The sequence below is a fragment of the Jejuibacter sp. L23 genome, from assembly GCF_050815825.1.
Lineage (GTDB): Bacteria > Pseudomonadota > Gammaproteobacteria > Enterobacterales > Enterobacteriaceae > Jejubacter > Jejubacter calystegiae.
The window spans coordinates 2,489,431-2,501,695 of record NZ_CP138199.1 but is presented as its reverse complement, the minus strand read 5'-3'; the positions used below and the strand labels follow the sequence as shown (position 1 = coordinate 2,501,695).

General features: G+C 54.5%; 13 protein-coding genes and 1 pseudogene. 6 read left to right on the top strand and 8 right to left on the bottom strand.

Annotated features, from left to right (window positions below; all coding sequences use genetic code 11):
• Positions 1-3 precede the first annotated feature (3 nt).
• Complete coding sequence (locus SCU88_RS11555) at positions 4-1,401, bottom strand: amidohydrolase family protein (RefSeq protein WP_175341482.1); 1,398 nt, start codon at positions 1,399-1,401, stop codon at positions 4-6.
• A gap of 142 nt (positions 1,402-1,543) precedes the next feature.
• Here SCU88_RS11555 and SCU88_RS11550 point away from each other — a divergent pair, with 142 nt between their 5' ends.
• The 3 genes from SCU88_RS11550 to SCU88_RS11540 all read left to right on the top strand — a co-directional run bounded on the left by SCU88_RS11550 (position 1,544) and on the right by SCU88_RS11540 (position 3,748).
• Positions 1,544-2,431 carry a LysR substrate-binding domain-containing protein gene (locus tag SCU88_RS11550; RefSeq protein WP_175341481.1) on the top strand — a complete coding sequence of 296 codons (888 nt, stop codon included), beginning with the start codon at positions 1,544-1,546 and terminating at the stop codon, positions 2,429-2,431.
• Between the two features lie 78 nt (positions 2,432-2,509).
• Complete coding sequence (locus SCU88_RS11545; RefSeq protein WP_431810132.1) at positions 2,510-3,217, top strand: aldo/keto reductase; 708 nt, start codon at positions 2,510-2,512, stop codon at positions 3,215-3,217.
• Positions 3,218-3,232: 15 nt separating this feature from the next.
• Positions 3,233-3,748: an NAD(P)H-dependent oxidoreductase gene (locus SCU88_RS11540; RefSeq protein ID WP_175341480.1), complete on the top strand. Its 516-nt coding sequence runs from the start codon at positions 3,233-3,235 to the stop codon at positions 3,746-3,748.
• Between the two features lie 119 nt (positions 3,749-3,867).
• Here SCU88_RS11540 and SCU88_RS11535 read toward each other — a convergent pair.
• Both SCU88_RS11535 and SCU88_RS11530 read right to left on the bottom strand, forming a co-directional pair.
• Positions 3,868-4,005 (bottom strand): annotated as a pseudogene (locus SCU88_RS11535) (IS110 family transposase); the annotation flags it as partial.
• Between the two features lie 375 nt (positions 4,006-4,380).
• Positions 4,381-4,962: a CGNR zinc finger domain-containing protein gene (locus SCU88_RS11530; RefSeq protein ID WP_175341479.1), complete on the bottom strand. Its 582-nt coding sequence runs from the start codon at positions 4,960-4,962 to the stop codon at positions 4,381-4,383.
• Positions 4,963-5,051: 89 nt separating this feature from the next.
• Here SCU88_RS11530 and SCU88_RS11525 point away from each other — a divergent pair, with 89 nt between their 5' ends.
• Positions 5,052-5,942 carry an alpha/beta fold hydrolase gene (locus tag SCU88_RS11525; protein ID WP_175341478.1) on the top strand — a complete coding sequence of 297 codons (891 nt, stop codon included), beginning with the start codon at positions 5,052-5,054 and terminating at the stop codon, positions 5,940-5,942.
• Positions 5,943-5,976: 34 nt separating this feature from the next.
• On the opposite strand, the gene SCU88_RS11520 is transcribed toward SCU88_RS11525, so the two are convergent.
• Positions 5,977-6,915: an NmrA family NAD(P)-binding protein gene (locus SCU88_RS11520; RefSeq protein ID WP_175341477.1), complete on the bottom strand. Its 939-nt coding sequence runs from the start codon at positions 6,913-6,915 to the stop codon at positions 5,977-5,979.
• An 82-nt stretch (positions 6,916-6,997) separates the two neighbouring features.
• Between SCU88_RS11520 and SCU88_RS11515 the strand changes: the two genes are divergently transcribed.
• Positions 6,998-7,426 (top strand): winged helix-turn-helix transcriptional regulator, encoded by a 429-nt coding sequence (locus tag SCU88_RS11515; protein ID WP_175341476.1) that lies wholly within the window; start codon positions 6,998-7,000, stop codon positions 7,424-7,426.
• Positions 7,427-7,558: 132 nt separating this feature from the next.
• On the opposite strand, the gene SCU88_RS11510 is transcribed toward SCU88_RS11515, so the two are convergent.
• The 3 genes from SCU88_RS11510 to SCU88_RS11500 form a co-directional block, all read right to left on the bottom strand.
• Positions 7,559-9,010, bottom strand: a complete 1,452-nt coding sequence (locus tag SCU88_RS11510; RefSeq protein WP_175341475.1) for a tagaturonate reductase — start codon at positions 9,008-9,010, stop codon at positions 7,559-7,561.
• 152 nt (positions 9,011-9,162) lie between these two features.
• Positions 9,163-10,128, bottom strand: a complete 966-nt coding sequence (locus tag SCU88_RS11505) for a diguanylate cyclase domain-containing protein (protein ID WP_175341474.1) — start codon at positions 10,126-10,128, stop codon at positions 9,163-9,165.
• Positions 10,129-10,169: 41 nt separating this feature from the next.
• Positions 10,170-10,523: a DUF4186 domain-containing protein gene (locus SCU88_RS11500; protein WP_138097420.1), complete on the bottom strand. Its 354-nt coding sequence runs from the start codon at positions 10,521-10,523 to the stop codon at positions 10,170-10,172.
• Positions 10,524-10,617: 94 nt separating this feature from the next.
• Here SCU88_RS11500 and SCU88_RS11495 point away from each other — a divergent pair, with 94 nt between their 5' ends.
• Positions 10,618-10,740 (top strand): hypothetical protein, encoded by a 123-nt coding sequence (locus SCU88_RS11495; protein ID WP_277752966.1) that lies wholly within the window; start codon positions 10,618-10,620, stop codon positions 10,738-10,740.
• A 66-nt stretch (positions 10,741-10,806) separates the two neighbouring features.
• On the opposite strand, the gene sad is transcribed toward SCU88_RS11495, so the two are convergent.
• Entirely contained in the window at positions 10,807-12,201 is a 1,395-nt protein-coding gene (sad, locus tag SCU88_RS11490; RefSeq protein ID WP_138097419.1) for a succinate-semialdehyde dehydrogenase, read from the bottom strand.
• Positions 12,202-12,265 lie beyond the last annotated feature (64 nt).

Genomic DNA, 12,265 nt, shown 5'->3' with positions numbered 1-12,265 from the left:
CTGTCAGTTTGCCTGGACCAGCGGCAGGAATTTTTCCGCAAAGATGTCTGGCTCATACCCTGCCGCCGCAAAAAGGTGTTCGCGTGATTCATCAATGGCTGCGCGAAGGCGCTCGCTGTTCACACCCAGCACTTTGCCGTTCTGCTTGACGATGCGCCCGCCGATCATCACGGTATTGATGTTGCTGCGTTCAGCAGCATGCACCACCGTGCCAAACGCATTTCCGTTGGGATAGAGGTTGAGGTCAGCCGCGTTAATCAGGATCAGATCAGCCTGTTTGCCTGGCGTCAGGCTCCCTATTCTGTCCTGCAGTCCGGCACAAACCGCGCCATCAACGGTTGCCGATTTAAGCAACTGCGCAGCCGGAAGCGTTGTCAGCGAATGCTCTGAATCACAGCAGTGCTCCTTATGCATACCCATCACACGCTGCAGATAGAACGCCACGCGCATTTCCATAAACATGTCGGTGCTGTAAGACGTTTCATTGTCCACGCTCAGGCCAGGATTGATGCCATGACGCTGCGCGGCTTCAATGGCGAACATCCCGCTTTCGATACCGTAGTGTGAATCTGAGCGCGGGCAGACGTTTACCCGGACACCGGCTTCTCGCAGGATCTCCCAGCCCTCATCAGGTAGTGCCGTGCAGTGGTTGAAGATATTATCCGGGCCAAGCAGACCCTGCTGATGCAGTGATTCAAGCTCGGAGGCCATTTCAGCACCAAAGAACTCGGTTACAATCGGCAGCCCCAGCCTGCGGGCTTCAGCCCACAATTCTGGCTCCAACTGAGCCATGACACCCAGAGTAACAAGGCCCTCAGGATTATCCCTGAAATATTTTTCCTGCAGACGCTGCCAGTTGCCAGGCCAGTGCGCTTTATCCCATTCACCGGCCACCGGCGCGCCGGAAGCATGGATAGCGCGAATGCCGGCATCAAGCAGGGCCTCAACGGCGGCATCGGCGTGCGCTGCGGTACGGCTGTTGTGCGAGTTATCAATCATCGTAGTGATACCCGCGTCAATCGCGCCCAGCGCCGTCAGGAGGTTACCGACGTAGATATCTTCCGGGCGGTAATATCTGGCGAACGAAAAGTGCGTGGCGTTGCTGTAGTCGCCCAGACAGGTGGCGTTGGGGTTGATGCGGCGTAGCTGACCTTCCCAGGCGTGACGATGAGAATCAACCATCCCCGGCATGGCAATCATATTTTTGGCATCAATGACGTGAGCACCTGGCGCGTCAAGGTTCTGACCCACGGCGGTAATGATTGAGCCGTTGATGAGAATGTCACCGCGCTCAATGTTACCGACGCTCTCGTCCATACTCAGTATGGTTGCGCCGCGAATCAGTGTTACCGGCGGGTTTTCCGTCTGATTGTTAACAATATTTCTGTTGTAATTGGTCATTGTAATCGTCTCTTTCAGTTTCAGAAGGAAAACGATACGCCTCCCGATTAAGGTGAAAAAGATGACTAACGCGTTTTCATAATTCAGAATTACCGAATAATGATGGTTAACAACGTCACACGATATTCAGGAGAGCAGTCAGGTGGATCGCATTCAGGCTATGCAGGTTTTTTTAAGGGTGGCTGAGGCCGGAAGCTTTGTCCGGGCAGCGGAAACACTGTCCCTGCCTTCCTCTACTGTTACCAGCACCATCAAAAACCTGGAGAAATATCTGCAGGTGCGTCTGCTGAACCGGACCACAAGACGGGTCAGCCTTACTCCTGAAGGTCTGCAGTATCTGGCGCAATGCAGGGAAATTCTGGCCTTAATTGAACATACTGAAGCCAGCCTGGCCGATTCGAACAGGCGCCCCCGGGGCCGTTTACGCGTTGACATGCCCGGCGGTATAGCCCATTTCATCGTTATGCCAAACCTGAAAGAGTTCTACAGCCGGTATCCTGATATTTACCTGATGATCGGCGTCAGCGACCGGCAGGTCGATCTGGTTCAGGAGGGTGTGGATTGCGTGATCAGAACCGGAGAGTTGCTTAGCTCAACGCTTGTTGCCCGTCCGCTTGGGCAGTTTCGCTGGATCACCTGTGCTTCTCCCGACTATCTCAGGGAGTACGGTATTCCGCAGTCACCTGAAGATTTATCTCATCACCGGGCTATTCATTATTTTTCCGGACAAAGCCGGCGTACAGACGAGTTGCGTTTTGTGCAGGGAACAGAAACGCTGTCCGTATCCGTCAGCGGGCAGGCAGCCGTCAACGAGACGGGACTCTATATAAAAATGTGCCTCGAAGGGTTCGGACTGGCGCAGCTTGCTGAAAACGTTGTATCAGAACACCTGCAGAAAGGAACGCTGGTTGAAGTCCTGGCCGACTGGCAGCCGTCGTCAGTTCCTGTCACATTGCTTTATCCCCATCAGCGTTTTCTGTCACCCGCTGTACGCGCATTTGCAGACTGGATAGATGAAATCTTTAGTTGATATGTCTGTTAAAGCCACCCGTTACACAGAAAACATAGGGACAGCGTCGTCATCGCGACCAAGTTCGGCGTGACAGGTATGGAAAATATTGATGGTCAGCTAGTGCCGGTGTTAGACAGCAGTCCAGCGTCTGTCAGAAAGCAACTGGAAGGTTCACTCCGTCGACTGCAAACCGACCATATCGACCTGTTTTATCAACATCGCGTTGATCCAAAAGTTGAGCCGGAAGTAGTGGCAGGATTAATGAAAGAGCTGCTCGCCGAGGGCAAAATAAAATACTGGGGACTATCAAATGCACCCGCTTCTTATATACGGCGAGCCCATGCAGTCTGCCCGGTTACCGCAGTTGAAGATCAGTATTCGATGATGTGGCGTAAGCCTGAGCAGGATCTGTTTAAAGTATGTGATGAACTCGATATTGGCTTTATGGCATACAGCCCGCTGGGTAATGGATTCCTGAGTGGTCAGGTGACAGTTAATACAACTTATGGGGAAGGCGATTACCGGGGCATGATGGGGCGCTTCAAACCTGAGGTAATGGAAAATAACCAGGCGCTTCTGAATCTAATCGCCGACATTGCTGAAAGAAACAATGCAACTTCGGCACAGGTTGTCCTCGCATGGGAACTGGCTCAGAAGCCTTATATCGTACCGATCCCGGGAACAACGAAATTACACCGGCTGGAAGAGAATTTTCAAGCCGCAAATGTTCAGCTCAATGATGCTGAATTAAATGACATCAATGAAGCCTTATCCCAGCTTGAAATTGACGAAACATTCTTTTAATGACAAGAGATCGAAATGAAAACAACTGTATTTGTTATCCATCCAAACATTCATCAGTCCCGTGTTAACTCGGCGCTGGCAATAAATGCAGGATCACTGCCTGATGTTAATGTGCGTTATCTATACGACCTGTATCCGGATGGCAAAATCGACGTGGCCGCTGAACAGGCTACTCTGGAAAATACCGATCGCATCGTGCTGCAGTTCCCGATGCAGTGGTACAGCACGCCGCCACTTCTTAAGCAGTGGCTTGATGATGTACTGACCTACGGCTGGTCACATGGTGGCGAAACACAGGCGCTGAGTGACAAGCAACTCATGCTGGCAGTTTCGCTCGGTGGTGCTGAGTCTGCCTATCAGCCTGATGGTGCTGCCGGTCATACGGTAAGCGAATATCTGCTGTCCTTTAAAACCATCTCCGGGTATCTGGGTATGCATTATATCAAGCCTTTCATTACAGGCGGAAGTGCGACAATCACCGACGAAGAAATTGTGGCACAGGCTGAACGCTACAAAACAATGTTAGCCTGATTAGCATCAGGCAATCTTTCGATTATTAATAACGCTCAGATGTGCTGTTGCTGATAACGGCACATTTTTTATCGGCTTTAAGGATAAATTATGCGTAATTAAAGCCAGTTGAGCTAAAGATGTAACTCGGTAAGCCAGACGTCAAGCGCTTCTGCTGTATGTTCAATCACATGGAATACACGTTCACCGTTCTTAAACTGAACACAGACATCGTGTTTTTTATCTGCCCAGTCCAGACCAACATTGATTAGTCGCAGTCATCACCAACTCCTTTCATCAGTGATCGGTATGCATTCCACGCTCTTCGAAAGAAATATAGCCAGCAGTTATCTGCATGCCCTGAGTATTCGTTAGCGAACGTGGAGCACCTACTGGCTCGAAAGAAAAGCGGCGATCATCACGTGATTCTCGCTCAATATTCGTGCGCATACCCTGAATCACTTAAAAGTGTAATTCTCAGGGTGCGAATGACTATATTTCGCTCTTAACGGCCCCCCCTACCCCCTTCCTGCTAAACCAACTTCTGCACAACGGTGATAGCTGCGATATTGCAATCAATTAAAAAGAATGTTGTAACTACGACTTCAACGCTAAAGGCCATAGCAGCCAGCCATGGCCTTACAGGATATCAATCACCCGGTCTGGTGCTTGCGCGCCCGAAATGCCGCGACTTTCATCCTGTTACCGCACAGCGCCATACTGCACCAGCGACGGCGATGTGATTTTGTGGTGTCCAGAAACCACAGAGTGCAATCATGCGCTTCACACTGCCGAATATACTTGCGCTCATCACCGGACAGCAGAAGCGCGAGCGCCGTCGCTATCGGCTCCAGCAGGGCATTGATACTGTTGTCCCTTCTGTATTCAGTGACCCTGAATCCCGGTAATTCCGCTACCCACTCCAGACGCCGGACCGGCTGCCCTTTATCAAGTAACTGATTAATCAGTTCCGGGTTGCCGGGTTTACCGGTCTGGCATGCATCCAGCATCTGAATTGCGACTTCCCTCACCGCCCGGGCCTGCCGGGCAAGGCCCGGGGGAACATCTGAAAAATCCCCAGGCAGCAGTTCGGCCAACTTAAGCCAGGAAACCACACTGGCATCATCGGTAAAAAAATCCTGATATTCGTCACCCACCCCACAGGCGCTGTTAACGAAGTCCAGAGCGAGATGATTAGCAAGGAATAGCGGTTGACCGCTGCGTGGTTCAGGCATTTTGTAACCCTCTAAAAATTTATTGACAGGTTACACGGCAAGTGCGTAACTTTCAATTACGCATTTTACCGGTTACACACGAGGTCTTTATGAACACAGGCAACCCGCATGCTTCGGCATCACACATCCACTATCGGTATCAGCAGGTCGGTGAGGTCAATATCTTCTACCGCGCGGCCGGTGATCCTTCATCCCCCTGTATCCTGTTACTTCACGGTTTCGCCGCGTCATCGTACATGTTTCGGGATCTGATTCCGGCTCTGGCCGATAAATATCATGTGATTGCCCCAGACTTGCCCTCTTTCGGTTTCACACAATCGCCTCCCCCAAGCGAATACGCTTATACGTTTGACAATATCACCAGCACGATCGACCAGTTTACGCAACAGCTTAAGCTGGAACGCTACGCGATTGTGGTACATGACTACGGCGCACCCGTGGGCTGGCGCCTTGCCATCAGACACCCACAGCGGATCACCGCCGTCGTCTCTCAGAATGGTAATGCCTATGAGGAAGGGCTGGCTCAGGGATGGGACGACATCAGGCGCTACTGGGAATCCCCCACGCCAGAAAACCGGGCTGCGCTGCGCGACTTCCCGAGCCCCGCATCCGTTAAATGGCAGTATCTGGAAGGCGTGCCAGACCCCAGCCTTGTACCGCCGGACGGTTATACGCTGGAAAGTATGCAGGTATCGCGACCGGGAAATGCCGGGATTCAGCTGGATCTGGTGCTTGATTATGCGACTAACGTACAGAGTTACCCTCTGTTCCAGGCCTGGTTTCGTGAGACGCAGCCGCCTCTTCTTGCGGTCTGGGGCCAGAACGATCCCTGGTTTCTGCCTGCCGGTGCCAAAGCCTGGAAACGGGATATTCCCGATGCCGATATTCGCTTTTACGATACCGGGCATTTTGCGCTGGAGACCCACGGACAGGAGATCATTCCGGTTATTCGCGCCTTTTTAGACAGTCACATTCACTAACTGCGGCCCGGCCGTACCAGACCGCCTGAAACGCTTAACCCACACCATTTTCGGCCAGCCATTCTCTGGCCGTCATGGTGTTGATTCCCTGCCGGGCATTAAAGGTATCGGCTTTATTCCATGCCACACCGTCACTGCGCCCAAAGGCCAGCCGATATTTTGCCGCCACGCTCTCCGGGTGATGGCGGACATCGTTTACCAGCCGCGCTTTATCCAGTAATTCTCTGTGGATCTCACCGCCCCAGTGAGACTGCATTAAATCGGCAATTTCGCCATAGGTCAGGGTATCGCCCGCGATATAAACCACCTGGTCACGAAAGCGCGGTTGATGGAAAAAGATCTCCGCAGTCAGCATGCCAATGTCTTCGGGCGTGGTCAGCGTCACCGCATACTGCCAGTTTCCCAGGCCATAGACCGTCCGCGCTTTTTCATTCACCACGCCGAACCCGGGCTCGAACAGGTAACTGGTAAAAATGCCGGTCGATACAATCACCCACTCCATTTCACGCTGGGCGCGCAATAGCTGGCGAACCTCCAACTGTTCATCCCATACCTGTTGACCACTTCCTTTCCCCACCACGTCATAGTCAACGCCGAACTGCCACGGGAAGTAGCGAGCGACACCTGCGTTGAGTACCGCCCGGGTGATTTTGATTTGCGTTCCGGGGCCGCCGACAAAGCCGCTACAGTTAATTACCGCGTCAAACGGGCGAAATAGCTGGCTCAGTTCATCGACGGTCTGATTCTGTAAATCGCCTTCTATCACGTGGATTCCCGCCGCGACCAGCTCATCCAGCCGGGTTTTTCGCGCACCGGAGACGGCACTGGCCGCATCCGGCCGCAGTAAAACGCTGATCTGCGTCTGCGAATGGCGGCGCGCCTGTTGGCTCATCGCCCGCAAGACCTGGATCCCAAGCTCCCCTGCGCCCAGAACTAAAATCCTTTGTGTCGGTTTTTCGATTAGATGCGTCATACTCTCCCCCTTGTGTTGGGTACAGACTGACATCGGATAACGGCTGGATTCAATAAGGCACACCGATGATACCGGGGGTGAAATGGAGCAGGATCGAGAAGCCATACTGCAACTATCAAAAGTATTATGTGAACAGTTAAGCGACGGTGATGACGGCCTGAAGCAGGAAATTCTGACCCATGCAGGGAACCGCTGGTCGCTGGGTGTCGTGCATCTGCTGGGCACCCGCGGCCCTATGCGCCATGCCGAAATACGCCGCAATCTTAACGGCGTGACCCAAAGAATGCTGACGCGCACGTTACGCCAGCTGGAGCGTGACGGGCTGATTTCACGGCACGATTATCAGGAGAAAAGTCCCCGCGTGGTCTACACCGTGACCGAACAGGGAAAAGAGATGCTGATCCGCATGATGCCGCTATGGCAGTGGATTATCGCCTCTGTCGACGATTTTCGGGCGGCCAGAGCGCGCTACGATAGCGTGGAAAGTGGCTTTCCTTCCCTGCCAGACTGAGTTGTGCACAACGTTTATGTTCTGCGGCAGTTAATGACAAAATCAAAAGTATGTTGTAACTAATATGCGTTCCAGACTAAAAAGGCCACGGCAAATCGCCATGGCCTTTAATGATGTTCTCGCTCAGTCAGTTCAGCACAGCGGCGCTACCGCATCGCGCATCCCTTTGCTGAGAATCGCCTCCAGGAAGGCGGTGACCTGATCCACCAGCCCGGGAACGGTCAGCAGACAGCATTCCCAGTGCGCTTCATCGCCCAGGACCTGCTCCACCAGCGAGCGGACGCTCATCTGACCGTCGCGGTAAGCGGGCCACCACTGTCCGTAGCGTTCCAGCCAGTGGGCGTCATCCTGCAGCGGATAGCTTTCACCGCCCCGCTCACCCTGGTAGAAGGCAATCAGCGCCGCCAGCGCGAAGGTCAGCCGCGCCGGAAGTTTACCGTTAGCCTGCTGCGCCGCCAGCAGCTGCGGCAGAATGCGGGTGCGGAACTTGGTCATACCGTTCAGGGCAATGGAAAGCAACTGATGGCGAATATAGGGGTTGCGAAAGCGCCCTGTTACCGCCTGGGCGAACGACAGCAGCTCCTCTTTAGGGAGATCCAGCACCGGAATAATTTCATCGCGTATCGCCTTTTCCACAAAGGCGCAGATCTGTGCATCGCTCATCGCTTCGCCCACGGTATCCAGACCGGCCATAAAGGCCACCGGCACCAGCGCGGTATGCGCACCGTTGAGAATCGCCACCTTACGGGCCTTGTAAGGCTTAATATCGTCGACGATCAGGACGTTAAGCGCCAGTTTATCGAGCCGTAGCTCCTGAGCCAGCGACTTCGGCCCCTGAATCACAAACAGGTAGAAATGTTCGGCGGTATCCAGGAAAGTATCGCGATAGCCAAGCTGCTGCTCAATCTGCTCTGCTTCATCGCGCGGATAGCCGGTCACGATCCGGTCCACCAGCGTAGAGCAGAAAGTGTTGGCGTCATTCAGCCACCGGATAAAGCCTTCCGCCAGGTTCCACTCCCGGGCGTAGCGTAAGACCAGTTCACGCAGCGCATCGCCGTTGTAGTCAATCAGCTCGCAGGGAATCATAACCCACCCTTTGTCCTGAGCGCCGTCGAAGTGGCTGTAGCGCTCAAACAGCAGGCGGGTCAGTTTGGCCGGGAAGCTCACCGCCGGAGCATCTTCAAAGCGATCGCCCGCATGGTAGCTGATGCCCGCTTCGGTGGTGTTAGAAAACACAAAGCGGATATCAGGATTATGAGCCAGCTTCAGGTATTCGTCGTACTGACGATAAACATTGATTTCACGGTTAACCGAGCGGATCAGGCGCGCATCGCTCACGGCTTCCCCCTGCTCGTTCAGACCGCGAATCAGCGTGGTGTAGAGGCCATCCTGTTCACTGAGCGAGGGGGGGAAATCGCTGTCGATGGGGCGGACAATCGTCACACCGGCGTTAAGATCGGTATGTTCATTCAGCAGATCGATCTGCCAGTCAACAAAGGCGCGCAGGAAGTTGCCTTCCCCGAACTGAATAATGCGCTCAGGATAGCTGGCGCCGGGAAAATCACGACGATTCAGAGATTTCACAATCAGATTCCTTACCAGATAAAAGGCCTGAAAAGGCACTTGTCAACAACCTGACAGGAAAAGTAGCAAACAAGGATTATCTGAAACCCCGTTTCGATCAAAGTGAGTTGATATTTTCAATTTTATTTATAAAAACTGTGACCCGGACTGAACTAACGGGCCTGCTGACGCGACTTCTTCATCTGGTACATACGCCTGTCCGCCAGCTGGAGCAGCGAGCGCAGCGAAGAGTGACGTAGCGGATCGTACTGCGCCATCCCCCACGAGAAATGCAGTTGCCAGGGCTGGCCGCTGGTTTCGTTATACAGGCTGACCTTGTGTTGCAGTACCTCCATCGCCCGGGAGGCGCCGGAAAGCGAACTGTCGGTAAACAGAATGCTGAACTCATCGCCACCGCGACGGCCGATGACATCATCTTCGCGAAAGCACTGCTTCATTAACCCTGACATCACGCCAAGCGCCCGGTCGCCTGCTTCATGACCCCAGGTGTCGTTGATAATCTTAAAACCGTCGAGATCGATAAAGCACAGGCAGGCTGGCTTTTCGCGGCGCCTTGCCCCTGCCAGCGCATAGGAGGCCAGCACATCAAAACCGCGGCGATTGGCAAGCCCGGTCAGTTGGTCCAGGCGCGCCTCTGTCAGTACCGCAAAGCTGTCTTCCACAATAGCGGCCAGATCCTGTAGCACCGCCACCTCATCTTCTGAAAGCAGGCGTGGACGAGTATCGCTGATGCACAGCGCCCCTACCGCAAAACCATCCGGCATATGCACCGGGCAACCGGCGTAGGATCGCAACCCCTGGTGCGTGATGGCAGGCGCATCGTGAAAGCGGGGATCCTCCAGCAGATCGCTGACAATAAGCGGCGTACTTTGCAGAATGACGTGTGAACACAGCGAGGTTTCGCGATCCCACTTTTCCGGCTCCAGCCCAATGCAGGAGTGCGGTAAGAGCTGGTCGGCATCCACCAGATTCAGCATGGCGACAGGTACGTCGAAGATGCGTTTTGCCATGCGGGTCAGGCGATCGAATCGTTCGGATGGCCCTGACTCCGGCAAGCCGGAGGCATGGAGCGACTGGAGGCGGTCTTCTTCATTGGCGGGCTTGTCGGCAAATTTCATGGCATTACTCGTCTTAAAACCAGGTATCCAGCATAACCTGGTCAGTTCATCTGGGTCACCAGCCAGCGCCAGATAACGGCCAGGATATAGCGCTGCTGCTCATCGTTCAGCGCCTGCCCGGCGGCAATACCGTGCCATTTGGCCAGGCAGCCGCGGCAGCAGGTGGCCGTGGCATGCTGGGCGATAAAAACCGGATGACCGCGCATGGGCGTCTGCTTTCCGTCATTGGGCGGCTGTGCTGGCGCCAGACGGGTGGCGATAAAGTCGATAGCGTGACGTTCAATCACCGGCGCCCCTTTATCAAGACAGTACTGCCGCTCTTTGGGCCCCAGGCGGAAACGGCTGCGAAAACGGGAACGACTCAGGCGTTCGAACAGCGCATCGGTATTTTTCATGTACTCCTCCTCCCGCGTATTCCCCTGTGCGGAATTTAGCTTCCGTTTAACCGCACTCCCCTAAAGTTAACCGGGCAATCGGTTGGAGACGGGCATGCACAAACGGGGTATCAGGGAGTTCATTATCATTGGTGCAATTATGAGCTTTATTAGCGTGACGATTAGCAGCGTGGCGATGCTACTGTTCGCCGCGTTCAGCGCCAGCTTTTTGTTTTAGGACAAAGGGCAAAACGCGGAGCGCAGTATACGCCCCGCGTGAAGAGAGTGCCATGTCACGCCAGGATTAGTGGCGATCCTTCCATACGGTCTGTACGTTACAGAACTCATACAGGCCAAAATGCGACAGTTCGCGCCCGAATCCGCTCTTTTTCACCCCGCCAAAAGGCACCCGGGCATCGCTGGCGCAGTAACCGTTGATAAACACGCCACCGCACTCCAGACGCGCGGCCATATCATTAGCCAGGGCCTCATCGCCCGTATACAGCGTGGCGGAAAGCCCGAATTCGCTGTCATTGGCAAGCTCAAGGGCGTGTTCAGCATCCCTGGCCACGGTAATGGCCGCCACCGGGCCGAACAGCTCCTGGCGGAACGCGGTCATATCAGCGGTGACATTACCCAGTACCGTAGGGGCATAGTAGTTACCTGCACCTTCGACTTTATAACCCCCCAGCAGCAGTTCAGCCCCCTGAGCAATGGACTCTTCAACCTGCTGATGCAGTTCATCACGCAGATCGTAGCGCGCCATCGGCCCCAGTGTGTTTTCTTCATCGCGCGGGGAGCCCATCTTCAGCCGGGCCGCTTCGGCAACAAATTTGCGGGTAAAGGTTTCGGCAATCCCCTGTTCGACGATAAAACGCTTGGCGGCGGCGCAAACTTGCCCGGTATTCTGATAGCGTCCCGCCACGGCGGCTTTTACCGCTTCATCAATATCGGCATCGTTCAGGACAATAAAGGGATCGCTGCCCCCCAGTTCCAGTACGCACTTCTTCAGCGCCGCACCAGCCTGAGCGCCAATCGCCGCACCGGCGCGAACGCTGCCGGTCACTGCCACAGCCGCGATACGATCGTCGGCAATGACCTGGCTCACCCCTTCCGGCGTGGCGTTAACCACCGCAAAGACCCCAGTCGGAATCTGCGCATCGCGGAACAGTTCTTCAATCAGCCAGGCGCTGCCCATCACTGACGGCGCATGCTTCAATAGATAGCTATTCCCCGCCAGTATCATCGGTACCGCGCCACGCAGCACCTGCCACAGCGGAAAGTTCCAGGGCATGACCGCCAGTATCGGTCCCAGCGGGCGAAACTCCACCACGGCTTTATTCTGTTCCACCTGGGTCGGCTGCTGGCCCAGCATTGCCGGTCCCTGTTCAGCATACCAGTCGCACAGGGCCGCCGATTTATTGACTTCTCCACGAGCCTGAGCAATAGGCTTACCCATTTCAGCACTCATCATTTGCGCCATCTCTTCGCCGCGATTGCGCAGTGCTGCTCCCAGACGACGCAGGGCGTCTGCTCGCTCTGCGAGTGCTACCCCGCGCCAGTGGCGGTAACCCTGATGGACCAGGGCGATGGCGTTATCAACGGCCGCGCTATCGGCCCAGGGCCAGGCGCCAATCTGTTCGCCGGTGGCCGGATTAATAGAAATCGCATGTGTTGCAGGTGAAGTCGCTTGCGTCATTGTGTTCTCCGCGCTCTGTTCTTAAATGTGGCGTTAAGCATGCCATTGCATGACAGTTGATAAA

Excerpts from the sequence above, each read along its gene's own strand:
- SCU88_RS11555 (WP_175341482.1), bottom strand. The coding sequence starts at position 1,401 with ATGACCAATTACAACAGAAATATTGTTAACAATCAGACGGAAAACCCG.
- SCU88_RS11545 (WP_431810132.1), top strand. The coding sequence starts at position 2,510 with ATGGAAAATATTGATGGTCAGCTAGTGCCGGTGTTAGACAGCAGTCCA.
- SCU88_RS11540 (WP_175341480.1), top strand. The coding sequence starts at position 3,233 with ATGAAAACAACTGTATTTGTTATCCATCCAAACATTCATCAGTCCCGT.
- SCU88_RS11530 (WP_175341479.1), bottom strand. The coding sequence starts at position 4,962 with ATGCCTGAACCACGCAGCGGTCAACCGCTATTCCTTGCTAATCATCTC.
- SCU88_RS11525 (WP_175341478.1), top strand. The coding sequence starts at position 5,052 with ATGAACACAGGCAACCCGCATGCTTCGGCATCACACATCCACTATCGG.
- SCU88_RS11520 (WP_175341477.1), bottom strand. The coding sequence starts at position 6,915 with ATGACGCATCTAATCGAAAAACCGACACAAAGGATTTTAGTTCTGGGC.
- SCU88_RS11515 (WP_175341476.1), top strand. The coding sequence starts at position 6,998 with ATGGAGCAGGATCGAGAAGCCATACTGCAACTATCAAAAGTATTATGT.
- SCU88_RS11505 (WP_175341474.1), bottom strand. The coding sequence starts at position 10,128 with ATGAAATTTGCCGACAAGCCCGCCAATGAAGAAGACCGCCTCCAGTCG.
- SCU88_RS11500 (WP_138097420.1), bottom strand. The coding sequence starts at position 10,523 with ATGAAAAATACCGATGCGCTGTTCGAACGCCTGAGTCGTTCCCGTTTT.
- SCU88_RS11495 (WP_277752966.1), top strand. The coding sequence starts at position 10,618 with ATGCACAAACGGGGTATCAGGGAGTTCATTATCATTGGTGCAATTATG.
- sad (WP_138097419.1), bottom strand. The coding sequence starts at position 12,201 with ATGACGCAAGCGACTTCACCTGCAACACATGCGATTTCTATTAATCCG.